This is a genomic window from Actinomadura syzygii (assembly GCF_008085905.1).
GTDB lineage: Bacteria > Actinomycetota > Actinomycetes > Streptosporangiales > Streptosporangiaceae > Spirillospora > Spirillospora syzygii.
This window is the reverse complement of the sequence record NZ_VSFF01000012.1, coordinates 1-24,411: the sequence shown is the minus strand read 5'-3', so window position 1 is coordinate 24,411 and position 24,411 is coordinate 1. Positions and strand designations below refer to the sequence as shown.

The window sequence follows — 24,411 nt, the reverse complement described above, 5'->3', positions numbered from 1 at the left end:
GCGGTCAACCGCTCACACGGTCAGGCCGTGAGGCCGAGCAGCCGCGAGCAGCGGATGATCGCCTGGTCGGTGCCGTCCATCACGAGCCGCCGGGTCAGCGTCGCCTCGATGGGGCTGAGCCGCCCCGCGCCGATCTCGATGAACGTGAACGCGTCGGTGCGGACGGCCAGCACCGGCTCGCCGGGCGCCGGGCCCTGCACGACCCCGGCGGCGCCGTCCGCGACGCGGATGTGGAAGACCTCGTCGTCGACGCGGAACTCGTACGTCTCGTCCGGGCCCGCCGCGTCCTGGACGATCATCGCCTCCAGCGCCAGCACGCCCCAGCGCGGGCGCGCCAGGTCCCCCTCGCTGGGCGCGCCGAGGACGCCGAGGCCCCAGCGGGCGAGCTCCAGCACGGCGCCGCGCAGGCCCGTGCCGAGCTCGGTCAGCTCGTAGGCCCGCACCTTGGAGCCGGGCCGCGGGACCTGCCGCACGACGCCCGCCTCGGTCAGCGTGCGCAGCCGCGCGGCCAGCAGGTTCGTGCCGATGCCGGACAGGCTGGCGAGCAGCTCGTTGTACCGGCAGGGCCCGGTGAGCAGCTCGCGGACGATCAGCAGCGACCACCGCTCGCCGATCACGTCCAGCGCCCCGGCGAGCCCGCAGTACTGCCCGTAGGCGCGGCGGCGGCGCCCGCTCTCGGCCTGCTTGTCTCGTACCGGCACTTCACGATCATATACCGCTTGTTGATCAACGGGAGCGAGCACGGCGGATCATCCCAGCCCGGCCATCGCCCGGACGACGGCGTCCACCTCGGCCGGGGTCGTGACGATGCTCGGCCCGAACCGCAGCGCCTGGTCGCGGTACGGGGTGACGCTGGCGACGATGCCGTGCTCCTCGCGCAGCCCGGTGACGAGGTCGCCCGGCTTGCGCCCGGTGACGTTGCAGCACACGAGGCCCGACGCCACGGCCGGGTCGCGCGGCGTGAGCAGCGTGACGTGCCGCATGCGCGCGAGGCCGTCCTTCAACCGGGCCGCCTGCTCGCGGGTGCGCGCCGCGATCCGCGCCGGGCCGATCGCGCGGTGGAACTCGAACGCCTCGGGCAGCGCCCAGCGGTGCTCGTAGGTGTGGAACCCGCCGGGCGTGGTGAGGACCGCCGCCGGCCCCTCCGGCGGCTTGCCGCTCCACCAGCCGAGCAGCGCGGGCATCGAGAAGCTCGGGATCGTCGGGTCCATCCGGGCCCAGGCCGCCTTGGCGCCCCAGATGACGCCCGTCCCGCGCGGGCCGAACAGCCATTTGTGGGTGCCGGTGACGAAGAAGTCGCAGCCGAGTTCGAGCGGGGTGGGCGCCTCCGCGCCGAAGCCGTGCACGGCGTCGACGCAGAGCAGGACGCGGTCGGCCTCGTCGCGTCCGCGGTTGGCGTCGGCGACCATGTCGGCGACGGCGCGGACCGGGAGCTTCACGCCCGTCCCGGAGTGGACCCAGGTGACGGCGACGGCCCGGGTCCGCGGCGTGATCCCGGCGCGCAGCCGGGCGACCATCTGGTCGGCGGACGCGGCGGCCGGGTCCTCGTAGAGCCGGACCCTCCTCACCGCCGCGCCGTCCCGGGCGGCGCGCAGGCGGAGCGACTCGTGCGTCGCGTAGAAGTCGTGCTCGGTGGTGAGCACCTCGTCCCCCGGCTTCAGGCGGAGCCCGGCGTAGAGGAGGGCGAGGCCCATCGTGGTGCTGTCGGTGAGCGCGATCTCGTCGGAACCGCCGCCGAGGAAGGCCGCCGCCGCCTTGCGCACCGCCTCCTGCCGCGCGTCGAAGCTCTCGACGTAGATCGCGGTGTCCCGGTCGAGGGCGCGGCGGTGCCGGTCGATCGCGGCCGCGACCGGCGCGGGGTGCGCGGCGAGGTAGTAGGCCGTGAACTGGAGGTGGCGGCGGTTCAGCGGGAACTGCGCCCGGACCGACGCCCAGTCGCCCGGGTCGAAGCGTCCGCCGCGCGACTCGCCGGGGCCCGCGGCGAGCGCCGCCGCGCCCGGCGCGGCGAGGGACATCCCGGCGCCCGCGAGCGCGCCGCGCATCACGGCCCTGCGGGTCGGGTTGACGTACCTGCGGATCACGGCGAACTCCTTGCATGGGGCGGCATCGGGGGCGGCACCGGACGGCGGCGGGGAGAAACGCGGGGAAAAGGTGCGTGACACGTGAGAAGAGGCCCCCGGCCCGATGCCATCCGGGGGCCTCCTCTGCCACTGAGAGCTAGCCGAAGCTCAGCTCACCGCGGTGGGAGCTCAGCCGAGGCTCAGCTCGTCGCGGATCTCGGCGGCGCACTTGGCGGCCAGCGTGAGGACCGGCTTGGCGGCGGCGTCGTCGATCTCGTCGACCGCGTAGAAGTCCACGGCGGCCTTCGAGGTGAAGGTGGAGCCGACCGGCGCCCACTCGGACACGTCGGTGGAGGTCATGACCAGGGCGTCGCGGTTCGCGTAGACCTTGTCGCCGACCGTGATCAGCAGGTACTGCTCGAACGTCGCGGTGCCCGGCAGCAGCTCCTCGCCGTGGCCGGTCAGGGTGCCCTTGTTCTGACGGGCGTGGTTCTGCTCGATGAGGATGTCGGCCTCGTCGCTGTGGAAGTGGGTGAGCAGGCGCTCGAGGGCGACCTGCGGGCGGCCGTCGGCGTCGCGGGTGACCTCGGAGGCGGTGCGGACGCCGCTGATGCCCTCGACGTTGCGGCAGTCGAACGTCTCGCCCTGCAGGAAGTGCAGGGTGATCTCGCCGTCGAGGCGGACGCCCGCGAAGTGCTTGCTGCCGAGGATGGTGGCGGTCTGGGTCATGGGGACCCCTCCAATCGGTGTGTAAATACATAGTGATTCGCACCCCAGAACCCCGTCATCTCCCAAATTGCTACACGTTTGGATAGTCATTGGAGGGCCAGGTGTCGGCCGTCGGCGCAGGCCCGGCGCGGGCCCGCGCGGGGCATGGCTCGTTCGGGCCATGCCCCGACGCCCCGAATGGCCCGCGCAGGCGAAGCCGACCACTTCGGGTCCGCCGTAGCGTCCATCGCCGTAGCCCACCGGCCGTGTCCCCGCGGCGGCTTCGACGAAAGGAACCGGCTGTGACGCAGGAACTGACCCGACCGCCGCAGATGAGCCCGGAAGCGCGGGAGAAGTACCTCGCGGAGGCGCACACCGCCGTGCTGACCGTCTCCCAGGAGGGGCGCGGCCCGCTGGCCCTGCCCATCTGGTACGGCTACGAGCCCGGCGGCGACGTCCGCGTGATCACGCGCGGGGACAGCCAGAAGGCCGAGATGATCCGCCGCGCCGGCCGGATCACCCTCTGCGTCCAGTCGCCGGAGCCGCCCTACCGGTACGTGACCGTGGAGGGGCCGGTCTCCATCCAGGAGACGGTCACGCCCGACGAGCGCAAGCAGCTCGCCGCGCGCTACCTGGGCCCGGAGTTCGGCGAGGCGTTCGTCCAGGCCACCGCCGAGGCGACCCCCATGATGATCGCGGTGTCCATGCGTCCGGAGAACTGGCTGTCGCAGGACCAGACCGACTGGCCGTGACCGGACCCCCGCGCGCGATCGGAAACCGTTGATCATCGCTGCCCCGTCCAGGGGTGCCGCCAGGCCGGTGGTGAGCGATGATGGCAGCGTGACGGCAACCGATGGCGTTCTGTTCGACGGATGGGACCTGCTGCGCCGCGGAGCCTGGCGGGACGCCCACGCGAGGTTCGCCGCGGCGCTCGCCTCCCCGCTGGACGCGGCCGCCGAGGCCACGGCCGCCGAAGGGGCCGCGGCGGCCGCGTGGTGGCTGGACGACGACGCCGAGATGACGGAGCGGTACGAGCAGGCGTACCGCAACTACCGCGCCGTCGGCGACGACTGCGGCGCGGCGCGCGTCTCGGCCTGGCTGGGCAACGGAGCGGTCCAGTTCAAAGGCGAGACCGCGATCGCGCAGGGCTGGTTCCAACGGGCCAGACGGCTCCTCGCGAACCTCCCCGAGAGCGAGGAGCACGGGCTCCTCGCCCTGTTCGAGGGCATGGCCGCGCGCCTGCGCGGCGAGCTCACCGACGCGATCGCCTACGCCGAGCAGGCGATGGCGATCGGCGGCCGGCTGCACTCGCCCGACCTGGAGATCCAGGGCATGGCGCTCAGCGGCACCGCCTACGTCAGCCAGGGCCGGATCAGCGAGGGCATGCGGCTGCTGGACGAGGCGGCCGCCGCCGCGCTCGCCGGGGAGGTGCGCGAGGTCGGCTCGGTCTGGATCCCGACCTGCTACCTCGTCCAGGGGTGCGAGCAGACGCGGGACTGGGAGCGGGCCGAGCAGTGGTGCGGCCGGGTGATGGACTTCTGCCGCCGGTACGACCTCGGGTCGCCCTTCTCCCGCTGCCGGACCCACTACAGCACCGTCCTGCTGTGGCGCGGCGACTGGGACGAGGCCGAGACCCAGCTCCTGCGCGCCGCGGACGAACTCCAGGAGCAGCGCCCCCGGTTCGCCGCGGAGGCGTGGGCGCGGCTCGGTGAGCTGCGCCGACGCCAGGGCCACTGGGACGAGGCCGCCGAACTCTTCGAGCGCGGCCGGTCCCTGCCCGCCGCCCGTCTCGGCAAGGCCGAGCTGCTGCTCGACCGAGGGGACGCCCAGGAGGCCGTCGACGTCCTCGAACGGGTCCTGGACGGCATCTCCGACGAGGACCGCCTTGAGCGCAGTCCGGTGCTGGAGGCGTTCGTCCGGGCCGCCGCCGCGGCGAAGCGCCCCGACCTGCTCCCCGGCGCGACGAAGGAACTGACCGAGATCGCCGAAGACGTCGGCGGCGAAGCACTCCAAGCCTCGGCGCTGTGGGCGCAGGGCGTCGGCTGGGGCATGCAGGGCGACACCGACCAGGCCATCACCCTGCTCACCCGCGGCGTTGAGCTGTTCGAGAGCGCCCGCGGCCCCTACGACGCGGCCCGTGCCCGGCTCGACCTCGCCGCCATCCTCACTGACAGCGGGCGCACCGGCGCCGCCGCGCAGGAGGCGCTGGCCGCGCAGGAGACGTTCGAGCAGCTGGGCGCGATCGCCGACGCCCGCCGGGCGAGCAGGCTGGTCGGGCTGGCCCGGCGCACGTCCACCCTCGAACTCACGGCCCGCCAGGTGGAGATCCTGCGGCTGCTGGCCGTGGGGCTGACCAACCGCGAGATCGCCGAACGGCTCGTGCTGAGCGAGCACACCGTCAAGCGGCACGTGGCCAACATCCTCACCCGGCTCGACCTCCCGTCCCGCGCCGCCGCCGTCGCCTACGCCTCCCGCGTCGACCTGCTCTGACCCGTCCGGGCCACCGGGCGCGCCGACCGCGCGCTCGCCGGGGACATGGCCCGTTCGGGCCACTCCCCCGGGATGGCCGGTTGGCCCGCTCGGTCGAAGCCGCCACCGGCCCGCCGTCCGTAGCGTCGCTTCCATGACCGAATACGCCATCGTGACGCAGGCCCAGCAGAAGGCCTGGTCTCTGGGCGACCTGAGCAAACTGGCCGCCCATACACCGCCGCTTTACGCGGAGTCGCTGTGCGAGGCGCTCGACCTGCACTCGGGTGAACGCGTCCTCGATGTGGCCGCCGGGACGGGGACCACCTCGATCGCCGCGCTCCGCCGGTTCTGCGAGGTCATCGCCACCGACTTCGTGCCCGAGGGGCTCGTCAAGGCCGAGCGGCTCGCCTCGGCCGAGGGCCTGAAACTGGAGACCCACACCGCCGACGCCCAGGAACTGCCGTTCGAGGACGAGTACTTCGACGTCGCGGTGTCCACGTTCGGCGCGATGTTCGCGCCCGACCAGCAGCGGGCCGCCGACGAGCTGCTGCGCGTCGTAAGGCCCGGCGGCCGGATCGGCGTCCTCGCCTGGTGCCCCGACGGGATCATCGGCGAGTACGCCGCCACCATCGGCAAGTACATCCAGCCGCCGCCGGGGCTGCGGTCCCCGTTCGAATGGGGGACCCCGGCGCGGGCGCGCGAGCTGTTCGCCGACCGCGCCCGGTCCGTCGACAGCGTCCGCAAGGCCCAGCCCTTCCGGCATCCGTCGGTGGAGTTCGCGGTCGAGTACTTCCGCGCCTGGTACGGCCCGGCCCGGGGCGCGTTCGAGCGTCTCGACGACGAGCGGCGCAAGGCGCTGCACGCGGACATGGTCGCGGTGTGGGGCGCGGGCAACCAGGCGTCCGACGGCACGCTGGTCGCCCACGCGGACTACCTCGAAACGATCGTCGTCAAGGCCTGAGAGCCGGAGGACCGACATGACCTCTACCGCGCTGAAGCACCCGGGGGTGGTCCTCACCACCCTCAGCCTCGGGATGCTCGTGGTCTCGCTGGACGCGACCATCGTCAACGTGGCTCTCCCGAGCCTCGCCGCCGGCCTCGACGGCGACATGGACAACGTGCTGTGGGTCGTCAACGGCTACGTGCTGGTGAACGCCGCCCTGCTGGTCACCGGCGGGCGGCTCGGCGACGTGCTCGGCGCCCGCAGGATGTTCCTGGTCGGCCTGGTGGGGTTCCTGGTGGCCTCCGCCCTCTGCGGCGTCTCGGAGAACGTCACCCAACTGGTGCTCGCCCGGTTCCTTCAGGGAGTGACCGGAGCGCTGCTCGTCCCGCAGGTGATGACGCTCATCTCCGACATCTTCCCCGCCGAACGGCGCGGGGCGGCGATGGGCGTGATGACGGGGACGATCGGCATCTCCGCGATGAGCGGGCCCGTCCTCGGCGGGCTCATCCTGAACGACTGGAGCTGGCGCTGGATCTTCTACATCAACGTGCCGGTCTGCACGGCGGCGATCGTGCTGACGCTGCTGTTCGTGCCTGACGCGAGACCGGCGAACCGCCACAAGTTCGACCTCATGGGCGTCTTCCTCGTGACCGCCGGGCTCGGCGCCATCACCTACGGGCTCATCGAGGGCCAGCGCTACGACTGGGGCCAGGTGACCGGCGTCATCACGATCCCCGGCATCCTGGTCGTGGGAGCCCTGGTCCTGGTCGCGTTCGTCTGGTGGGAACGGCGCTACCCGGAGCCGCTGCTGCCGCTCAACCTCTTCCGCTACCGGGCCTTCACCGTCGCCACGCTGCTCAACTCCGTCATGTACCTCACGATGTACGGAGTGACGCTGCTGGTCACGCTGCACCTGCAGTCGGTGTCGGGGCACAGCGCGCTGCGCACCGGCCTCACCTACGTCCCGATGGCCCTGGCCATGGGCATCTTCGCGGCCGTCGCGGGCCGGTTGACCGACCGGACCGGCGCCCGCTACCTGATCTTCGGCGGCACGCTCGTGCTCGCGGCCGGGTTCGGCGCGATGGCGGTGGTGGAGTCGGCGACCTCGACGTCCACCGACTTCCTGCTGCCGCTGTTCGTCGTCGGGATCGGCGTCGCGTTCGTCATGGCCCCGGCCACCACCGAGGCGATGATGGACCTGCCCGAGCGGCTCGTCGCCGCCGCGTCCGGCGTGTTCAACAGCAGCCGGCAGATGATGGGGGCGCTCAGCATCGCCGTCGTCGGCGCGGCGCTCAGCACCGGCCTCGCGCACCAGATCACGCCCGAGGCCGAGCGCGTCGCGCAGCAGTTGCCGCCGGAGCAGCGCGCGACCTTCGTGTCGCAGCTCAGCAAGGCGGTCGGCGAGGGCGGGTTCGCCTCCGGCCAGCAGGCCGGTCCCGGCGGCGACGCCGGCCTCGTCCAGCGGCTGACGCACGACGCCTACGGCGCGGCGTTCGCCGCGGCGGAACGTCCGACGCTCTACATGCTCATCATCCTGCTGCTGGTGGTGGCCCCGACCTTCCTGCTGCTGCCCAAGCGGGCGAAGGCGGCCAAGGCGGCGACGACCGCGGATGCGGCGGAGGCCATGCCCCCGCGCCAGCAACAGGATCCGGTGGGGTGAGACGCCGGTCGGCAAGCGCGCGCGGTTCCGCCGGGACGTTCCGGCCGGCGGAACCGCCGCGTACGCGCGTCGGGGGTCTCCCGTTCGGGGGATCGGGACCGGGTGGTTCAGGAGCGCGCGGTGTAGAGGGCCATGACCTCGGGCGCCGCGCCGGCGTCGGTCACCTCGTCCAGCAGCCGCCGCATCTCCGCCAGCCGGCCGGGCTCGATGAGCCCGGGGAGCAGCGAGGCCCACATCGTCCGGACGCAGCGCAGCGGTTCCTCGCGGTCCCCCATCGCGGCGAAGACCTGCTGGCAGCCGGTGAACGCGGCGACCAGGAAACCGGCCACCGCCTCGACGTCGACGCCGGGAGCGAGGTCGCCCTGCGTGCGCGCCTCCCGGAGCAATTCGCCGATCTCGTCCGCCCAATGCTGGAAGAGGGAGCGCACCGAAGGCGAGACCAGGCTTCGTTCGATGGTGAGGCGAATTCCGGCGCGGACTATGGCGTCGGCGCGGAAGCGGCCGGCGAGTTCGCCCGAGAGCGCGAACAATAGGGGCATCGCGCGGGGGAACTCGGCGCGCATGCAGTTGATCAGCGAGGGCCAAAGTTCGCGATACTCGTCGAGGATCGCGGTGGCGAGCGCCTCTTTTGAGGAGAAGTGGAAGTAGAGCGCACCTTTGCTCATTTTGGGACGTGCCACTATCTCGTCCAGCCGGGCACCCGCATACCCCTTGGCCTCGAACAGCTCGGCGGCCGCCCGAAGTATCTGCACGCGGGTTCGACTGGCCCGTTCCTGCATCTGGCGACCCCTCTATCAGCGGCGGGGAGCACGGTGACTCGTGTTGCGTACAGTCAACAATGCCCGTTTCCACGATGATAATCAATAGGCAGTCACACTAAGGAAGTGTCCCGATACGGACACGACCCAAGCCGTTCTGATGACCGTCACAAAACAGGCTTCGGACCTGGGTAGATGCACCACTTGCAACAGCCGTAATCGAACTCGCCGGTGGGGCGCAAGGAATACCAGAGACTCTCCAGATGATCAACCCCTGCCTTTGCAATATGCCCGGACGGCAAAGCTGGCCACATCTGGCGCTTGCAAAAACCAACTCGCCGGTTTTAAATGAATGAGAACTGAGCTCATACGTGAGCGGGGCCGATTTTACTACCCGGCCAGCATGACTCCTCACCGAGAGTGGTCGTCGCCAAATGTTGCACCGGAGTCCAGAGTTGATCAACGATGGAGTGCCGCCGTCCTTGGCGGCTCCGGCTTCGACACCCATCGGCTCGCATTGGGGGTGGGCTGTTCTCCAGATCTGAAAAACCCCGCGGACAAGGTCCGCGGCCGGGGGGAAATGACAAGTCGTCACCCGCAGGACGGCAGGTCGTCTGCGATATATGGAACGCATAGGACACCCGACCAGGGGGACACGATGGAGGACAGCGTAGAGCGGTCCATAGCACGCGTGATCCACGCGATGCGCGAGAACCTGGGTGAACCGATCACGATCGACGACATGGCCAGGATCGCCATGTTCAGCAAATTCCATTTCTCCAGGATCTTCCGGGACTCCACCGGGACGTCGCCCGGCAGGTTCCTGTCGGCGCTCCGGCTGGAGGAGGCGAAGCGCCTGCTCACGGAGACGAAGCTGAGCGTCGCCGACATCAGCAACCGCGTCGGCTATTCCAGCGTCGGCACGTTCAGCTCCCGCTTCAAGATCAACGTCGGCGTCGCGCCGAGCGTCTACCGCGAGACCGGCGGGACGCCGCCGCGCGACGGCATCTCCGGCCGCCGCCACGACGACCAGGGGTCCGCCACCATCCACGGGATGGTGACCCTCCCCGAGGGCATGTACGGCCGGCAGACGTTCGTGGGCCTGTTCCCGGACGCGATCCCGCAGGGCTGGCCGGTGCGGTGCGCCGAGCTGCCCGGCCCCGGCCCCTACTCGCTGAAGAACGTCCCGCCGGGCGAGTGGCACGTCCTGGCCTGCTCGGAGATGGCCTGCTCCGAACTGGCGGGCCTGGGCGGTGCGGACACGATGCGGAGCGACGCCACCGGCGCCGACCGCACTCCCGCGGTGGGCGTCAACGGGCCGATCGTCGTCCGTCCGGGCAGCGTCGCGTCGGCGGCGGACGTCCGGCTGAGACCGGCGACCCCGCTCGACCCGCCGATCCTGCTGGCCCCGCTGGAGCCGCGCGGCATGGCCACCGCCGCCATCTGACCCGCCCACCGACCCCACGCCACCCGCTCACCACGCCGCCGCCGATCAACCACGCCGCCCACACACGCCGCCCGAATCACGCCGCCCACCACACTCGACTTCGATCCACCACGCTCCCGCCGACCCGCCATATCCGGATCACGTCCGGACCAGGTCCTGGCAAGGCCCCGGCCCGCCGCGCAGCACGCGGCGGGCCGGGGCCTTCGAGCAGGTCAGGTGGGCCGCGGAAGCGACCGCGCGTTGTCCAGGGTCAGCATGCGCCCGGCGTGGAAGACGAGCGCGGCGTCATGCGGATGCCGCTCCAGGGAGAGCAGCCGCCCCACGAAGATGGAGTGGTCCCCGCCCTCGTAGCGCCGCCAGACCTCGCACTCCAGCGCCGCCAGCGCGCCGCCGATCATGGGCGCGCCGGTCGCCCGTCCCGGCGACCAGTCGACGGACTCGAACTGCGCCGCGCCGAGCGGACGCCCCCGGTCGGCGAAGTGCCGGGCCAGCCCGTGCTGGTGCGCCGCCAGGACGGAGATCCCGAAGTGCTCGGCGCCCTCCATGCAGGCGTGCATGACCGCGTCGTGGCCCACGCAGACGAGCACCAGCGGCGGGTCGAGCGACACCGACGTGAACGAGTTCGCCGTCATCGCGTGCGGGGTCTCGCCGCCGACGGTCATCACGACCACGCCGGTGGCGAACGCGCCGAGCGTCCGGCGCACCGCCTCGGAGCCGAGCTCCTCGGACGCGGGCGGGTGCGCGCTCACACCGGGCTCCCCACCTGCGCGTACGGCGCCAGCGCGCGGACGAGGACGTCCGGGACGCGCGCCGGGGCCGTCCGCCCGTTGGGCCCGCGCATGCACGCGACGCGCTGGCGTCCCCGGGCGATGAGCGTCTCGTCGCCCGCGTCGCCGAGCCGGACGTAGTCGAACCCGAACTCGAGCTGCGTCTGCGCCAGTTCGATCAGCCGCATCCGGACGGACAGCTCGTCGAACGCGGTGATCTCGGCGAAGAACTCGCAGTCGACCCTCAGGGTGAACAGCTTCAGGTCGTCCTGGAGGTCGGCGAGCACTTCGGGCGCCCTCCGCTTGAGGAACATCTCCCGGCAGCGTCCCTGCCAGCGCAGGTAGTTGACGTAGTAGACGTTGCCGACGAGGTTCGTCTCCTCGAAGCCGACCGTGTGGAGGTACTCGAAATACTCCGCCATGGGGACTATGACCGCCCTTCGGTGAGGATCGCGAGGACGACCGGGCCCGGCACGTCCCGCAGCGTGGTGACGAGGGTGCAGACCGACAGCCCGCCGGACGCGAGGACCGCCCAGCCGCCCGGCCGCGCGTGCAGCAGGGAGAGCGGCGAGTCCGGCGGGAGGCCCGCCTTGCGGAGGCATTCGAGCGCCGCCCAGACCCGCGTGCCGGCCGCGTCCGCGTCCTCGCCCATCGCGGTGGTGAGCAGTGCGGCGAGCGGCGCGGACGCACCGAGCAGGTCGGCCCAGTCGCCCGCCGCCCGCCCGGCGACCGGCTCGACGTCGCAGGCCAGCGTGCCCTCGCCGACCGCGCAGAGGGTGACGCCCGCGCCGTGGGACGCCGTGACCGTGCGGCCGTCGCGCAGGCCGGGCCTGCCGTCCGGCCGGTAGGTGATGAGCGCGGAGCGGCCGAGCGCGCGGCCCGCCGCGAGGGCGGTGCGGGCGCGGTGCTCGCGGGTCCGGTCGGGGTCGACGACGGGTTCGACGGCGACGGCGACGCGGGCGCCGGCGAGGTCCTCGACGGCCCGCTCCAGGTAGGCGCCGAGCAGCGGGGCGACCCAGGACCCGGGCCGCTCGTTCTTCCGGACGGCCCGCAGCCGCAGCCCCTCCCAGCGCTCCACGACCTCCCCGGAGCCCGTCCGGACGGCGATGTCGTACACGTAGGTGTCGCCGTCCCGGTAGCGCTCGGTCGCGCAGAACCGCAGCTCACCGGTGCCCGACGCCACCTCCTGGGGGTTCCGGGGGGCGTGGGGGGTCGTCCCCCCACCAAGATCAGGACCGGCCGGGTGCAGGCGGTCGATGCCGATGGGCAGGAGCGTGGCGTCCGGGACGCAGACCTGGCAGCCGTGCATGAGGGCGTCGCGCATGCCGGGGTCGCCGAGGACGAGGTCGCCGGGAAGGTAGCCGGCGAACCAGTCGGTGTCCTGGAGCGCGACGTCGGCCTCCACCCAGCGGGCGGCGGCGCGGTGGTAGCGGCGGAGCCGCTGGAACCGGTCGCCCTGGAACAGCAGGCCGGAGTACAGGTCGGTCGCCGGGTCGAGCGGGACGCCCGGCAGCTCGTCGCCCGCGGCGTAGGGCGGACCGTCCGGCACCGCCTCAGCTCTGGCCCCGCCCTCGGCGGGGACGCGCAGGACCGCGCGGAAGTGCTCGGCCGCGAACCCGGTCTCGCTGCTGCGGATGACGGCGCGGACGGTGTCGGTCCCGGTGACGACGACGGCGATCCGGATGGTGGTGGACCCGTCCGGCGGGACGACGATCGGGCGCGGGAACTCCGCCTGCTCGATCACCGGCGCGCCCGTCCGCCCGGTGACGGCGGCGGCCGCCTGCGCCATCGCCTCCATGCCGAGCACGGCGGGGAACAGGAGGTCGCCGTCCACCCGGTGGTCGGCGAGGTAGCGGTCGGTGCCCGGGTTCAGCTCGACCTCGGCGACCAGCTCGACGCCGTGGTAGCGGACGAGCGGACGGTCGACGAACCGCAGCAGCGGCAGCGGCGGCGCGTCCCGCCGGACGGTGTCGACGCCGCCCGTCCGGCCGCTGATCACGGTGACGGCGGGGACGTCGGGGTCGGTGACGAGGCGGCGCATGATCTCGACGCCCTGGTCCGGGGTGATCGGGGTGATGCCCTCCTGGGCGAGCGACTCGACGACCGAGAGCCGCTCCCCCATCCCGACGCCGGACCAGACCGACCACTCCATGCAGACGGCGCGGCAGCCGGGCCGCTCGGCCGCGAACTCGCGGGTGAGGTCGGCGAGCCACTCGTTGGCCGTCGCGTAGTGGGCCTCGCCGCGCAGCCCGGCGCGGCCGATGATGCTGCCGAACGTCACGAGCAGGCGGAGCCGGTCGCGGCCGGTCGCGGCGAGGACGTTCCGCAGCCCGTCGATCTTGGGCGCGAACGCGTCGCGGATCGCGGCGGCGTCCAGGTCGGCGAGGCCGCGCGGCTCGTTGCGCCCGGCGCCGTGCAGGATCGCGGTGACCGGGCCCATCGTCCGGGTGATCTCGGCGACGGCCGCCTCGACCTGCGCCGCGTCGGTGACGTCGGCGCGGAAGTAGCGGGCGGTGGCGCCCTCGATCGTCATCCGGCGCAGGTTGGCCGACAGCTCGGCGTCGGCGGACGGGTCCGAGCGCCCGAGGAGGGCCAGCCGGGCGCCCGTCTCGGCCGCCAGCGACAGCGCGCACTCGGCGGTGATGCCCTTCCCGCCGCCGGTGACGAGGACGACGTCGTTCGCGTCGAGCGGCGTGTGCGTCCTGGCCTTCTCGACGGGCAGCGGGCGCAGCGTCGGCACCCGCCGGACCCCGTCCGCGTCGTAGTGCGCCTCGCTGAACGCGCCGGTCGCCGCCACCTCGGCGACGATCCAGTCGACCGCCTCGATGCTCGCCGGGACGTCCACGACCGTCACCCGGAGTTTCGGCGCCTCCTGCAGCAGCGTCTTCGCGAGACCCGCCGCGCCGCGCCCGTGCTGGACGAGGACGAACCGCCCGTCCGGCGCTCCCGCGAGCGCTTCCCGCGCGCCCTCCAGGGCGAGGGCGAGGTGCTCCTCCGCGCAGCGTTCGGGCAGGCAGACGAGCACGCCGCCGCCCAGACCGGCGCTCCGCAGCGCGTCCCGGAGCGGCTTCGCGAGGACGTCGCCGGGGTCGGCCCACAGCGACCACTCCCCCGCCTCCCCGCCCGGCTCGGACGCGGCGCGCAGCGGGACCTCGTCCAGGTCGACGGCGAACGGGCGCGCCCACGCCTCCGCGCCCTCGACGACGGCGGGCGGCGCGCCGTCCGGCGCCCCGGCGGCGAGCGCCTCCAGCGTCTCGGCCAGCTCCCGGATCGTCGCGGTGGCGAAGTTCAGCGGCGACTGGGCGACCGGCACGCCGAGCGACCGCGCCGCCTGGTTCATCACCTGGCCGACCGTGATCGAGCTGAGGTGCATGTCGTCCAGCAGGTGGCTGTCGTCGGACACCATCTCCACCGGCAGCTCGGCGCGCTCGGCCACGAGCCGCCGCAGCAGCTCGACCCCGGACACGCCGTCGGCGGCCTCCTCCTCGGCGGCGGCCCCGCCCTCGGCCCGCCCGTCCACCGCGGGATCCTTGAAGGGGACGTCCGCGAAGCTCACGGTCGGGGCCTTCTCGCACGGGCTGGTGAAGAACGCCTGCTCCTCGCCGATCTCCAGCGGGCGGGTGAGCCGTCCCCGGAACAGCGCGGCGTGGTCGACGGGCGCGCCGGACACGTAGGCGGCGCCCGCGACGCGGAGCAGCCCGCGCAGCGACTCGGCGTCGGTGTCGAGCGCCACGGCCGGGACGTCGGTGACCTCCGGCAGCAGGGACGAGAGCACCCGGCCGGGGCCGACCTCGACGAACAGGTCGACCTCCTTGGCCGCGAGCCCGACGGCCTGCGCGAACCGGACCGGCGCGGTGATCTGGCGGCGCAGCAGGTCCGGGACGTCGGTCCGCGGGCCGAGCACGTCGCCGGTCACCGTGGACACGACGCGGCGGGCGAGCGGCCCGAACGGCTCCCCGTCGAGCCAGCCGCCGAACTCGTCCGCCGCCGGGGCGACGAGCGGCGAGTGGAAGGCGTGCGACACGCGCAGGGCCGTGGTGCGCAGCCCGGCGTCCCGCGCGCGGGCGGTGAGCGCCTCGACCGCCTCCCGCTCGCCCGCGACGACGGTCTGCGCGGGCCCGTTGTACCCGGCGACGACGACGGGCAGGTCGCCGATCAGCGGCTCCACCGCCTCGGCGGGCGCGCCGATCCCGGCCATCGTCCCGGACGAGGACCGCTCGGTCATGATGCGCCCGCGGGCGACGGCCGCGCGGAGCAGGGTCTCGCCGTCCAGGGCCCCGGCCCAGTGCAGCGCGGAGATCTCGCCGAGGCTGTGCCCGACGGCGACGGACGCCCGGACGCCGAGCAGCGAGAGCGCGCGCAGCCCGGCCCGCGTCCCGGTGACGATGCGCGGCTGCGCGACGGCGGTCGCGGCCATGTCGCCGGACGCGGGCAGCGCTGCTCCCGCGTACACGTCCTCGACCTCGGCGAACCGGCGGCGCAGCGCCCCGCCGCCGGTGCCCCGGCCGGAGCCCTGGCCCGGGAACAGGTAGCCGATCCGGCAGCCGCCGGACGCGCGGCCGACGAACAGCCGCCCGTCCGCCGTGACCGGGACGTCGTCGCCCGCGTCGAGCGCGTCGAGGGCCTCGCCCAGGCGGCGCTCCGCGTCCTCCGGCGAGGAGACGACCATCGCGGCCCGGTACGGGAGGTCGCGGAGCCGCCGCTGCAGCGCGGCGGCGAGGTCGCCGATCTCGGCGTAGGACAGGCGCGGCGCCCAGTCGGCGAGCTGCTTCAGGCGGTCGCGCAGCTCGTCGGGGGTGGCGCCGTCGACGAGCAGCAGCTCGGCGTCCTGCGCGGACGCGGCCAGCTCGCGCGCGGGCCCGGGCAGCGAAGCGGATCGCCGCGTGCCCTCCTCCATCCCCTCGACCACGATGTGGGTGTTGATGCCGCCGAACCCCATCGACATGACCCCGGCGCGGACCGGGCCGCCGTCCGGCCAGGGCTCGGCCTTGCGCAGCATCCGCAGCGGCGCGGACTCGGCGGTGAGCAGCGGGTGCGGGTCGAGGCAGCCGGCGGTCGGCGGCAGCACCTGCTCGCGCACCGCGAGCACCGCCTTGATCAGCCCCGCCACCCCGGCAGCGGCCTTGGTGTGCCCGATCATGCCCTTGATGGAGCCGATCGCCGCCGGCGGGCCGCCGGACCCGTTCACGGCCTCCGCCCGCGCCTCGGACAGCGCCGTCAGCTCGGTGTCGTCGCCGACCTCGGTGCCCGTGCCGTGCCCCTCGAAGAGGCCGACGGTGTCGATGCCGAAGCCCGCCATCTCGTAGGCGCGGCTCAGCGCCAGCCGGTACCCGCCGACCTCGGGGCGCGTGATCCCGCCCCGCCCGTCGGAGGAGATGCCCCATCCGGCGATGCGGGCGTGCGCGGGACGTCCCGCCGCGGCGGCGTCGTCCTCGCGCATCAGCACGACCATCCCGCAGCCCTCGCCGGGCCAGAACCCGCTGGACGCCTTGTCGTACACGCGCATCTCGCCGCGGGCGAGCGCGCCCGTCTTGGCGAATCCGATGATCTCGAACGGGTCGATGGAGAGGTCGACGCCGCCCGCGATGACGACGTCCGCCTCCCCGTCGCGCAGCGCCCGGCACGCGGTCGCCACCGACAGCAGCGAGGACGAGCACGCGCCGTCCACCGTGTAGCCGCCGCCGTTCAGGTCGAAGTGGTTGCAGATCCGCCCGGCGATCGTGTTGGCGAGGCCGCCCGCGAGGGTGTCCTCGTCGATCGCCGGGAACGGGCTCTTGTAGACGTGTTCCAGCCGGTCGAGGAAACCCGCCAACTGGTCGTCCCGCCAGCCCTGGTCGAGCAGCGCCGCGCCGACGACGCGCTTCACGTAGGGCCAGCGCAGCCGCATCAGGTTCGCGCGGGTGAACTCGCCCGCGAGGGTGTTGCCGACGACCACGCCCGTGGTCTCCTTCGGCAGGCCCTCGCCGCGCGGGTATCCCGCGTCGGCGAGGGCCCTGTCCGCGACGTCCAGCGCCAGCCAGTGCGTCAGGTCCGTGGAGCGGAACGTGCTGCCCGCCACCCGGTGCCCGACCCGGTCGAACTCGTAGCCCTCGATGACGGCGGCGTTCCGGGCGTAGAAACGGTCCGGCGCCGCCGGGTCGGGGTCCCAGTAGTCCGCCAGCCGCATCCGCTCGTCGGGCAGCCGCCGGAAGGCGCGCCGCCCGGCGAGGATGTTCTCCCACAGCTCCCGCGGGGAGGCGGCGTCCGGGTAACGGCAGGCCATTCCTACGACGGCGATCCCGACCATGATGCGATGCCTTCTTTCCGAGTTCCGGACCGGCCCGCGGCGGTCGCCGCGGCGGCCGGGCCGGATTCGGGCCCGCATCGGGTGGCCATCGAATTTATTTGCCTCGCAATTTATCCGGCCCGGCCTTTTCAGGATGCACCAGGACAAACCAACCGTCTTCTTCCGTTGTGCTTCGGTATTGGATAACGACGTTTCATAATGGCGTAATTAATTGTGCTCGGCGGATTCGCGCAGCGCGCTCCGGCGGGCCCGCCAGTGCGCGACCCACCAGCCGGCGCCGCGTGCCGCGCACACGATCGAGGTCGCGAAGAACAGCGTGTACACGACGTTGAACAGCATGAGCACGCCGTACACGAACGCCACGCTCCCGCCGAACATGAACTGCGGGATCGGCTTGGACGGCGTCGTCCCCGGGTCGGTGATCATGTAGTTGGTGAACAGCACGAACGCGACGCCGGTCATCACCGCGAGCCCGGTGTAGAGCGGGGCGTCCCAGATCCAGTGCCGGACGAGCGCCTGGATCGCGAACCCGCCCGCCCAGCCGACGATCAGCATCACGCGGCCGGTGAGCATCGAGTTGATGACAGTCCCGGCGGTGATGATGACCAGCGGGATCAGGACCCGGAACAGCGTCCCGGCATACTCGGTGAACATGTAGGGCGGCGCGATGCTCACCCACGACCCGAAGCACAGCAGCGTCACCGTGATGCCGAAGTTGGACGGGTTCATGAAGTGCCGCATCCGCCCGTTCACCGGCGCCTTGAACACGTGCTTGCCGCCCACCCCGACCACGACGCCGAACATGACCGGCCACCACTGGTCGTTGGCGTACAGCAGCATGTTGACGGCGAGGGCGGTGATGTGCGCCGGGAGCAGGAACTCGTACAGGCCGCGCATGCCCCGGCCCCGGTAGCGCGGGCTCCGCTGTTCCGCCCACGCGCTGATCCATTCGAAGCTCAGCTCGGCCGTGTACCCGGTGAGTGCCGCGAGGATCGGCCAGATCCACGCCTGCTCGAACCCGAGGACGGTGTATCCGAGGGTGTTGAAGACGGTCAGCGAGATGGCGAAGTTGCGCAGCGCGAGGTAGCGGACGTCCGGCTTCGGCTTCGCCGGAGCGGCCGGCGCCGCGGGCGCCTTCGCGTCGACCGGCGGGGCGGTGGACGTCGCGGCCGTCGCGGCCGCCGTGGCCGGGGTGGACGCTGTGGATGTCATCGGCGCTGAACCTCCTGTGCGGTTCCGTCCAAGAGAAGGTCGTGGGTGCCCGGCGCGAGGCTGAGCGTCTGCGTGTGCGGCTGCCCCTGCGCGTCCCGCCAGCGCAGTTCGGCCGACACCGGGCCGGTCGCGTCGCCGAGGCCGAAGTCGACCTCGAAGCCGCGCTTGCCGCTGTGCCCGCCGCCGCCGTCCAGCCGGGAGATCCGCGTCCGGCCGTCCGCGGTGCGGACGCGGACCGTCGTCCCGTAGGCGGGCGCGCCGAGCGCCTGCATGCCGCCCTTGTCCGCACCGCCCTTGCCCGCGCCGCCCTTGCCCGCGCCGCCCGCGGCGGGCCGGTAGAGCCGCAGGCCGAGGTGCTTGCCGAGGCCGGGCGAGTTGTTGGCGTAGAACGCGGGCGGGCCCCACTGCCGCGCGACGGCGAAGTCGAGGGCGCCGACGCCGCGCGTGTCGGCGATCGCGATGCCCCGGGTGGGGATGGGGACGTCGAGCCCGAGTTCCTTGCTGAGGTTGACGAACGCGCCGCCGTCCTTCGGACGCGCGTAGAACGCGATCGGCTGCGAGCCCGCGATGTCGTCGCCCGGCTGCATGTCCGGCCACATCTTCGGGTCGGTGTAGAGGTCGTCGTTGGTCATGGCCATCTCCTGCAGCCAGGGCCAGCGGTTGATCTTCCCCTTGATGAATCCCTCCGCCTGGACGATGTCGGGCCGTCCGCTGTTGAGGAAGTCGCCCGCCTTCACGTCCCAGCCCCAGCCGGTGAACGCGAAGCCGAGCTCGCGCGCCTTCTGCTCGAACGGCGCCTTGCCCCGGGCGAGCAGCCTCGCCATTTCGGACTCGTCCTTCGCCTGGTTGATCCAGGCGAAGTTGCTCTCTTCGAGGCCCCACGCGGTGGTGATGTTGCTGACCACCATGTCGAAACGGCCGGTGCCGTTCAGGTCGGCGAAGTCGATGCCCATTCCCTTGAACGAGCTCTTCCCCAGGACGAACGATTTCGGCGTGTGCGGGTGGCGCGTTCCGAGGACCTCCTTGAATTTGATGGCGCCCGGCTTGGAGACGTTGTCGAACAGGTGGTCCTTGCCGAAGTCGTTGGCGATGTAGAGCTCCGGGAGGCCGTCGCCGGACAGGTCCGCGCTCGACGCCCCGAGCGCCCAGCCCGTCGCCTGCTCGTGCGGGATCGCCGCGGTCACCTCGGCGAACCGCGCCGTCGGCCGCTCTCCCGCCGACCCGTCGTGCCAGCGCATGACGTGCGCGCCGCCGCCGTTCTTGGCGTTCGACATCGACGCGTTCATCTGCACGTTCTTCTGGCCCTGCGGGTCCAGGACGTCGGAGTCGGGGAAGTAGTTGGCGATCAGGATGTCGGGGTGCCCGTCCGCGTCGTAGTCGGCGACGTTGACGGTGTTGGTGTGCCACTTCGGGCCGCGGTAGGAGCCGTCCACGGTCCCCGAGGGGACGAGTTCGACCGGCTCGTACGAGGCGGCCGCAGGCGCCTTGGCGTTGGACTTCGCCAGGAAGATGATCGGCGTCCGTCCCCAGTAGGAGACGAGCAGGTCCATCCGGGCGTCGCCGTTGTAGTCGCCGGGCGTGCAGCCCATCGGCGCGATCGCCGGGCCCATGGGGAGCGGCGCCGGGTTGAGCGTGAACGGCGTGTACCGTTCCGCGGCCGGCGTGGTCGGCGCGTAGGTGACGACGACCTGGTCGGTGCGCGGGTCGACGATGCAGAGGTCGTCCTCGCGGCCGTCGCCGCGCAGGTCGTTGAGGGCGACGCCCGCGCCGACCGCGGAGATCCACGACCGCACGTGGTAATAGGCGGGGTTCACCTGCCGGATCGTCCGCGTCGGCGAATAGCCGGGCGGCATCGCGATCGGCATCTCGGTGAACTTGTAGCGGTCGGCCATCCGGTCCCGGTCGGCGCTCGACGCCTGCGGGAGCCGGGCCGCGAAGAACAGCGCGGTGACCAGGACGACGACGACCAGCGCTGGGACGAACCTCCGGCCTCGCGTCCAAAGAACGGCCATTTGCGTCCTCCTCTGATGTTCGGTGATTTTCTTTCGCCCATGGGCATGCCAGAGCGGAAGGATTTACGGGGAAACGCCGTCACGGCGTGGGAGTCAGCCCTCCGCGGGCCGGTACACCGCCTGGATGCGCCTGCGCCACGCCTCGTAGGCGGGCATCGCGCCGTCCGCGGGAAGGCCGTGCAGTGTGTCCTGCGTGATGGCCGACGCCTCCTCCACGGACGAGCCGCAGAAGACGTCGGTCGCGACCGCCGTGTGCGGGACGACGAGTCCCGCGCGCAGCCGCGTCGCCGCCGCGAACGCCGCGCCCTGCGCCACCTCGGCGCGGAACCCGGACGCGAGCTTGCGCAGCTTCTCCAGGTCGGCGCCGTCGCCGCCGCCCGCGTAGGTGGCGGCGAGCCCCGCGCCGCTCCACAGGTCGGCGCGGCGGCCGGGGCCGAACCCGCCGATCGTCGCGGCGAGGCGCTCCACGTCGCCGCCGCACACGAACCAGAGCGCGCGGCCGACGCCCTGGTCGGCGGCGCGGGAGGCGTAGCGCGTCCCGTCCGGCCAGGGAAGCCTCAGCCGGGGCGGTTCGCGGCGGGTGACGTGCCGCTCGGTCGCGAAGTACGCCTGGTGGAAGCCGTACCCGTCGGCCGCGAGCCAGCGCAGCAGCGGGTCCGGGAGCCTGATCCGGCGCCAGAGCGGGCGGGGCAGCCGCGCCATCGCCCAGCCCGCTCCGACGTTGGCCATGTACACGTGCGGGTCGGCCGCGCCCGCGATGAACTCCGGCAGCTTCGCGGACCGCCACGGCGTGATCGCGTCGACGATCGCGAACGCCATGGCGGCGCCCTCATAGGCGAAGCCCTGGTAGGGGCGCTCGACCGTGCCTAACAGCCGTGCCGCCTCACCCAGGTCGCGGCTGACCATGGCGTGCTTGAACCCGGTGAGGAAGTTGCCTCCCGCCTGTTCCAGATGGTCGCGGGTCTGGGGGTCGCGCGCGTGGAAACCCCTCTTCGCGAACGTGGCCTCCGCCGGGTCCGGGGTCAGCAGCCGGTCTCGAAGCGTCCCTGACAGCGTCGGCATCGGTCCTCCCTGTCGCCCGGGCATCTTCACAGTCAGCCTGGCTCCGGTCAGGTCCGACCGTCATCTTCTGAATTGCCCTGGCTTAAACGGGGGGCCGGCGCGGATCAGGTCGCGAGGAGCTCCTTCAGCCCGGCGTCGATGAAGGCCGTGTCCTCGGGATTGCTGCCGTGCCCGGCGAAGTGGCCCCACACGCCCGGGATGACGCGGAGCTCGGCGTTCGGGATGTGCTGGACGGCCCACGCCTCGTCCTCGGGCGGGAAGTAGAGGTCCTTCTCGGCGGGCATGACCAGCGCGCGGGCCTTGATGGACGCGAGCGCCGCCCTGGTGTTCCCGTCGAACCCGGGGGTGCGGCCGACGTCGGAGTTCTGCCACGTCCAGAGCAGCTGCGCGCCGCGCAGCGTCGCGCCGCCTTGCAGGACGAGGTCGCCGAGATCGAAGGTCGTGGGCATGAGTCCCCCCTTAGTTTCCAGAGAAACTATTTAGGCCGGAACCGAAAATCAAGGGGTGAGCTGGTGCAACACGTCGAACTCCAGCCCGTCGGCGGCCGCGATGAACACGTTCTGCCGCAGGTGCCGGTCGCGCACCTCGACCGGCCCGCGCGGGCCGTCGTAGCCGAGCCCCTCCGAGACGGCGTTCATCGAGCGGACGTCCAGCTCGCCGCTGCGCCGGAACAGCTCGGCGAGCAGCCGCACCCCCTCGTAGCACGACTCCCCCATGCTGTTCAGCGGCGGCGCCTGCGCGCCGAACCGGCCGTGGTAGCGGGCGCCGAAGTCCAGTCCGTCGCCGGTCGGGAGCGTCTCGAAGAAGCCCGCCGCGGCGAACAGCCCGCGGGTGCCCTCGACGCCCGTCGCGAGGAGCATGTTCTCGTCCATCAGCGGGCTGAACCGGATCTGCGGCAGGCCCGCCTTGCCGAACGCCCGGTTGAAGGCCACCGCGTCGTCGCCGACCAGCAGCATCAGGACGGCCTCGCAGCCGCTCGCCTCGATCCGGCGGAGCGGCTCGCCGAAGTCCTGGGTGCCGAGCCGGACGTAGATCTCGTCGCAGAGGACCGCGCCCTGTTCGGCCAGGTAGGCCCGGACGGCGCGGGCCGTGCCGCGCGGCCACACGTAGTCGTCGCCGAGGATCGTCCAGCGGCGGACGCCCAGTTCGGACGCGAGCCAGCGCAGCGCCGGGCGGAGCTGGCGCTCGGGCGTCTCGCCGGTGAGGAACACGCCGGGCGACCGCTCGCCGCCCTCGTACAGCGCGGTGTACACGTACGGCACGCGGCCCGCGATGCGCGGCGCGAGGCACTGCCGGACGGCCGAGATGTGCCAGCCGGTCACGGCCTGCACGGCGCCGTCCCGGACCAGTTCGTCGACCGCGGCGGCGACGCGGGCGGGCGGGCCGCCGCCGTCCACGACCCGGAGCCGCAGCCGCCGCCCGAGGACGCCCGCCTCCGCGTTGACCTCCTCCTCGGCGAGCCGGGCGCACAGCTCGGCCGAGGGCCCGAAGAGTCCCGCGGGCCCCTGCCGTGGCACCACGAGGGCGACGTCGAGGGCGTCCATACTGGGACGTTAGTAGATACCGACGCCGAAATAGTTTCAATGAGACGGTAATCTTCGGTTCCAAGATGACTACAACAGGTATCCCGCAGGCCGAGCTGGACCTGCCCCGCGTGCTCTCCAGGGTCGAGCGCGGCATCGCCGCCCGGCTCGGCGCGGCGTTGAAGGCCGCCGGCTCCACCGTCGAGGAATGGCGCGTCCTCTCCCTGCTGTCGGACGGCGCCGGCCACACGATGACCGAGGTCGCCGACTTCGCGCTGCTCCCCGCCCCCACCCTCACCAAGATCGTTGACCGGCTGGTCTCGGCGGGCCGGGTGTTCCGCCGGGTGGACGACGCCGACCGGCGCCGCGTGCTCGTGTTCCTGTCCGAGCACGGCCGCGAGTCGCTGGACCGGCTGACCGCCGCGACCGAGGGCGAGTGGAGCCGGGTCCGCGAGTCGGTGGGCCGGGAGGAGCTGGCGCTGCTCCAGGCGCTGCTGACCCGGATGTCCGCGCAGCTCGACTGAGGCCACCGGTTCACGGAGAAATACTTCTCCCAGAAAGTTGTCGCCCGTCCCAGGCGGCGGGTCAGTGCAGGAAGTTCCCGACGCCGGAGGCCATGGCGTCCGCCATCCGCTGCCGGAACGCGGCGCTCGAGATCTTCGCCGCGTCGCCCGCGTTCTGCATGTTGCCGCATTCGATGAACACCGCCGGGACCGTGGACATGTTGAGGCCGCCGAGGTCGTCCCGCCGGTCGAGGCCGTCGCGTCCGACGTAGGTGGCGGGGGGCATGCCCGTCCCGGAGCGGTAGGCGTCGCGGAGGGCCGTGCCGAGCCGCCCGGACGGCTGGACGATTCCCGCGTTCCTCCCCACCGGCTCGGGCTCGATGACGTGGAACCCGTGCCCGGACGGCTCGGCGCCGTCCGCGTGGATCGACACGACGGCGTCGGCGCGCAGCCGGTTCGCGATCTCCGCCCGCGTCGTGACGCACGGCCCGACCCCGGTGTCGTTCTTCCTGGTCAGCGACACCTCGGCGCCCTGTGCGCGCAGGACCGCCGCGAGGCGGTTGGCCACGTCCCAGGTGAAGGCGTGCTCGGGATAGCCCTGCCCGGTGCTCGTCCCGGTGGTGTTGCAGGGCTTGTACCCGTTCCCGATGAAGACCTTCTTGTTGATCACCTCCGGATGGGCCTCGTTGCCGCCGTTGTGGCCGGGGTCGATCACGATCGTCTTCCCGCGCAGCGACGAGGCCGTGCCCGGCGGGGCCCCGGACGGCGCGGTCGGCGGAACCGTGCTCGTGGCGGGCGTCGGCGCGGGGGAACTCCCACCGTTCCCACCGCCGCCGCACGCGGCGAGCGCCGTTCCGGCGCACAGCAGGACGGAGGCCCCGAATATCCTCACCGGCCCATCCCCCCGTGACGCTCCGGTCCCCGACTCTCCCAATCTGCGCCGTCCAGCCGTGCCTAAACACGGGCCTGAACCACGGCATGATGGCCCTCTGCCGGGAGGG

19 protein-coding genes are annotated in these 24,411 nt (G+C 72.7%); 6 read left to right on the top strand and 13 right to left on the bottom strand.

Going from position 1 to position 24,411, the window contains the following annotated elements:
• Positions 1-20: 20 nt before the first annotated feature.
• From FXF65_RS30395 to FXF65_RS30385, 3 genes are all read right to left on the bottom strand, one after another.
• Positions 21-701 carry a winged helix-turn-helix transcriptional regulator gene (locus FXF65_RS30395; protein WP_148353501.1) on the bottom strand — a complete coding sequence of 227 codons (681 nt, stop codon included), beginning with the start codon at positions 699-701 and terminating at the stop codon, positions 21-23.
• A 48-nt stretch (positions 702-749) separates the two neighbouring features.
• Positions 750-2,081 (bottom strand): aminotransferase class V-fold PLP-dependent enzyme, encoded by a 1,332-nt coding sequence (locus FXF65_RS30390; RefSeq protein ID WP_222868793.1) that lies wholly within the window; start codon positions 2,079-2,081, stop codon positions 750-752.
• A gap of 168 nt (positions 2,082-2,249) precedes the next feature.
• Entirely contained in the window at positions 2,250-2,789 is a 540-nt protein-coding gene (locus tag FXF65_RS30385; protein WP_148353500.1) for a hypothetical protein, read from the bottom strand.
• Between the two features lie 281 nt (positions 2,790-3,070).
• Between FXF65_RS30385 and FXF65_RS30380 the strand changes: the two genes are divergently transcribed.
• The 4 genes from FXF65_RS30380 (at position 3,071) to FXF65_RS30365 (ending at position 7,840) form a co-directional block, all read left to right on the top strand.
• The gene (locus FXF65_RS30380; protein WP_222868792.1) at positions 3,071-3,520 is read left to right on the top strand and encodes a pyridoxamine 5'-phosphate oxidase family protein; all 450 of its coding nucleotides are present in this window, start codon (positions 3,071-3,073) and stop codon (positions 3,518-3,520) included.
• An 88-nt stretch (positions 3,521-3,608) separates the two neighbouring features.
• Positions 3,609-5,258 (top strand): helix-turn-helix transcriptional regulator, encoded by a 1,650-nt coding sequence (locus FXF65_RS30375; protein WP_148353499.1) that lies wholly within the window; start codon positions 3,609-3,611, stop codon positions 5,256-5,258.
• Between the two features lie 133 nt (positions 5,259-5,391).
• Complete coding sequence (locus tag FXF65_RS30370) at positions 5,392-6,198, top strand: class I SAM-dependent methyltransferase (protein ID WP_148353498.1); 807 nt, start codon at positions 5,392-5,394, stop codon at positions 6,196-6,198.
• A 16-nt stretch (positions 6,199-6,214) separates the two neighbouring features.
• Positions 6,215-7,840, top strand: a complete 1,626-nt coding sequence (locus FXF65_RS30365) for a DHA2 family efflux MFS transporter permease subunit (protein ID WP_148353497.1) — start codon at positions 6,215-6,217, stop codon at positions 7,838-7,840.
• Positions 7,841-7,947: 107 nt separating this feature from the next.
• Here FXF65_RS30365 and FXF65_RS30360 read toward each other — a convergent pair whose 3' ends face one another.
• Complete coding sequence (locus tag FXF65_RS30360; RefSeq protein ID WP_148353496.1) at positions 7,948-8,619, bottom strand: ScbR family autoregulator-binding transcription factor; 672 nt, start codon at positions 8,617-8,619, stop codon at positions 7,948-7,950.
• Positions 8,620-9,256: 637 nt separating this feature from the next.
• Between FXF65_RS30360 and FXF65_RS30355 the strand changes: the two genes are divergently transcribed.
• Positions 9,257-10,045 carry a helix-turn-helix domain-containing protein gene (locus FXF65_RS30355; protein WP_148353495.1) on the top strand — a complete coding sequence of 263 codons (789 nt, stop codon included), beginning with the start codon at positions 9,257-9,259 and terminating at the stop codon, positions 10,043-10,045.
• Between the two features lie 212 nt (positions 10,046-10,257).
• On the opposite strand, the gene FXF65_RS30350 is transcribed toward FXF65_RS30355, so the two are convergent.
• The 8 genes from FXF65_RS30350 to FXF65_RS30315 all read right to left on the bottom strand — a co-directional run bounded on the left by FXF65_RS30350 (position 10,258) and on the right by FXF65_RS30315 (position 22,928).
• The gene (locus tag FXF65_RS30350) at positions 10,258-10,794 is read right to left on the bottom strand and encodes a flavin reductase family protein (protein WP_246199225.1); all 537 of its coding nucleotides are present in this window, start codon (positions 10,792-10,794) and stop codon (positions 10,258-10,260) included.
• Positions 10,791-11,234: an acyl-CoA thioesterase gene (locus FXF65_RS30345; RefSeq protein ID WP_148353494.1), complete on the bottom strand. Its 444-nt coding sequence runs from the start codon at positions 11,232-11,234 to the stop codon at positions 10,791-10,793. Before FXF65_RS30345 ends, FXF65_RS30350 begins: the two co-directional genes overlap by 4 nt.
• A gap of 5 nt (positions 11,235-11,239) precedes the next feature.
• Complete coding sequence (locus tag FXF65_RS30340; protein ID WP_148353493.1) at positions 11,240-17,098, bottom strand: type I polyketide synthase; 5,859 nt, start codon at positions 17,096-17,098, stop codon at positions 11,240-11,242.
• A gap of 207 nt (positions 17,099-17,305) precedes the next feature.
• A complete protein-coding gene (locus FXF65_RS30335; RefSeq protein ID WP_148353492.1) occupies positions 17,306-18,310 on the bottom strand; it encodes an enediyne biosynthesis protein in 1,005 nt (334 codons plus the stop codon).
• Positions 18,307-20,322, bottom strand: a complete 2,016-nt coding sequence (locus FXF65_RS30330) for a CRTAC1 family protein (protein WP_148353491.1) — start codon at positions 20,320-20,322, stop codon at positions 18,307-18,309. The genes FXF65_RS30335 and FXF65_RS30330 overlap by 4 nt, the downstream gene beginning before the upstream one ends.
• Before the next feature lie 93 nt (positions 20,323-20,415).
• A complete protein-coding gene (locus tag FXF65_RS30325; RefSeq protein ID WP_148353490.1) occupies positions 20,416-21,384 on the bottom strand; it encodes a DUF1702 family protein in 969 nt (322 codons plus the stop codon).
• Positions 21,385-21,488: 104 nt separating this feature from the next.
• A complete protein-coding gene (locus FXF65_RS30320) occupies positions 21,489-21,833 on the bottom strand; it encodes an alpha/beta hydrolase family protein (RefSeq protein WP_222868791.1) in 345 nt (114 codons plus the stop codon).
• A gap of 48 nt (positions 21,834-21,881) precedes the next feature.
• Positions 21,882-22,928 carry a substrate-binding domain-containing protein gene (locus FXF65_RS30315; protein ID WP_148353489.1) on the bottom strand — a complete coding sequence of 349 codons (1,047 nt, stop codon included), beginning with the start codon at positions 22,926-22,928 and terminating at the stop codon, positions 21,882-21,884.
• A gap of 65 nt (positions 22,929-22,993) precedes the next feature.
• On the opposite strand from FXF65_RS30315, the gene FXF65_RS30310 reads away from it, so the two are divergent.
• Positions 22,994-23,431 carry a MarR family winged helix-turn-helix transcriptional regulator gene (locus FXF65_RS30310; RefSeq protein ID WP_148353488.1) on the top strand — a complete coding sequence of 146 codons (438 nt, stop codon included), beginning with the start codon at positions 22,994-22,996 and terminating at the stop codon, positions 23,429-23,431.
• A 61-nt stretch (positions 23,432-23,492) separates the two neighbouring features.
• On the opposite strand, the gene FXF65_RS30305 is transcribed toward FXF65_RS30310, so the two are convergent.
• On the bottom strand, positions 23,493-24,302 hold the full coding sequence (locus FXF65_RS30305) for an N-acetylmuramoyl-L-alanine amidase (protein ID WP_148353487.1): 810 nt from the start codon (positions 24,300-24,302) through the stop codon (positions 23,493-23,495).
• Between the last annotated feature and the right edge of the window lie 109 nt (positions 24,303-24,411).

Bases quoted from the DNA above. Each gene is read 5' to 3' on its own strand.
- FXF65_RS30385 (WP_148353500.1), bottom strand. From the start codon at position 2,789: ATGACCCAGACCGCCACCATCCTCGGCAGCAAGCACTTCGCGGGCGTC.
- FXF65_RS30370 (WP_148353498.1), top strand. From the start codon at position 5,392: ATGACCGAATACGCCATCGTGACGCAGGCCCAGCAGAAGGCCTGGTCT.
- FXF65_RS30365 (WP_148353497.1), top strand. From the start codon at position 6,215: ATGACCTCTACCGCGCTGAAGCACCCGGGGGTGGTCCTCACCACCCTC.
- FXF65_RS30360 (WP_148353496.1), bottom strand. From the start codon at position 8,619: ATGCAGGAACGGGCCAGTCGAACCCGCGTGCAGATACTTCGGGCGGCC.
- FXF65_RS30355 (WP_148353495.1), top strand. From the start codon at position 9,257: ATGGAGGACAGCGTAGAGCGGTCCATAGCACGCGTGATCCACGCGATG.
- FXF65_RS30345 (WP_148353494.1), bottom strand. From the start codon at position 11,234: ATGGCGGAGTATTTCGAGTACCTCCACACGGTCGGCTTCGAGGAGACG.
- FXF65_RS30340 (WP_148353493.1), bottom strand. From the start codon at position 17,098: ATGGTCGGGATCGCCGTCGTAGGAATGGCCTGCCGTTACCCGGACGCC.
- FXF65_RS30335 (WP_148353492.1), bottom strand. From the start codon at position 18,310: ATGACATCCACAGCGTCCACCCCGGCCACGGCGGCCGCGACGGCCGCG.
- FXF65_RS30330 (WP_148353491.1), bottom strand. From the start codon at position 20,322: ATGGCCGTTCTTTGGACGCGAGGCCGGAGGTTCGTCCCAGCGCTGGTC.
- FXF65_RS30325 (WP_148353490.1), bottom strand. From the start codon at position 21,384: ATGCCGACGCTGTCAGGGACGCTTCGAGACCGGCTGCTGACCCCGGAC.
- FXF65_RS30320 (WP_222868791.1), bottom strand. From the start codon at position 21,833: ATGCCCACGACCTTCGATCTCGGCGACCTCGTCCTGCAAGGCGGCGCG.
- FXF65_RS30315 (WP_148353489.1), bottom strand. From the start codon at position 22,928: ATGGACGCCCTCGACGTCGCCCTCGTGGTGCCACGGCAGGGGCCCGCG.
- FXF65_RS30310 (WP_148353488.1), top strand. From the start codon at position 22,994: ATGACTACAACAGGTATCCCGCAGGCCGAGCTGGACCTGCCCCGCGTG.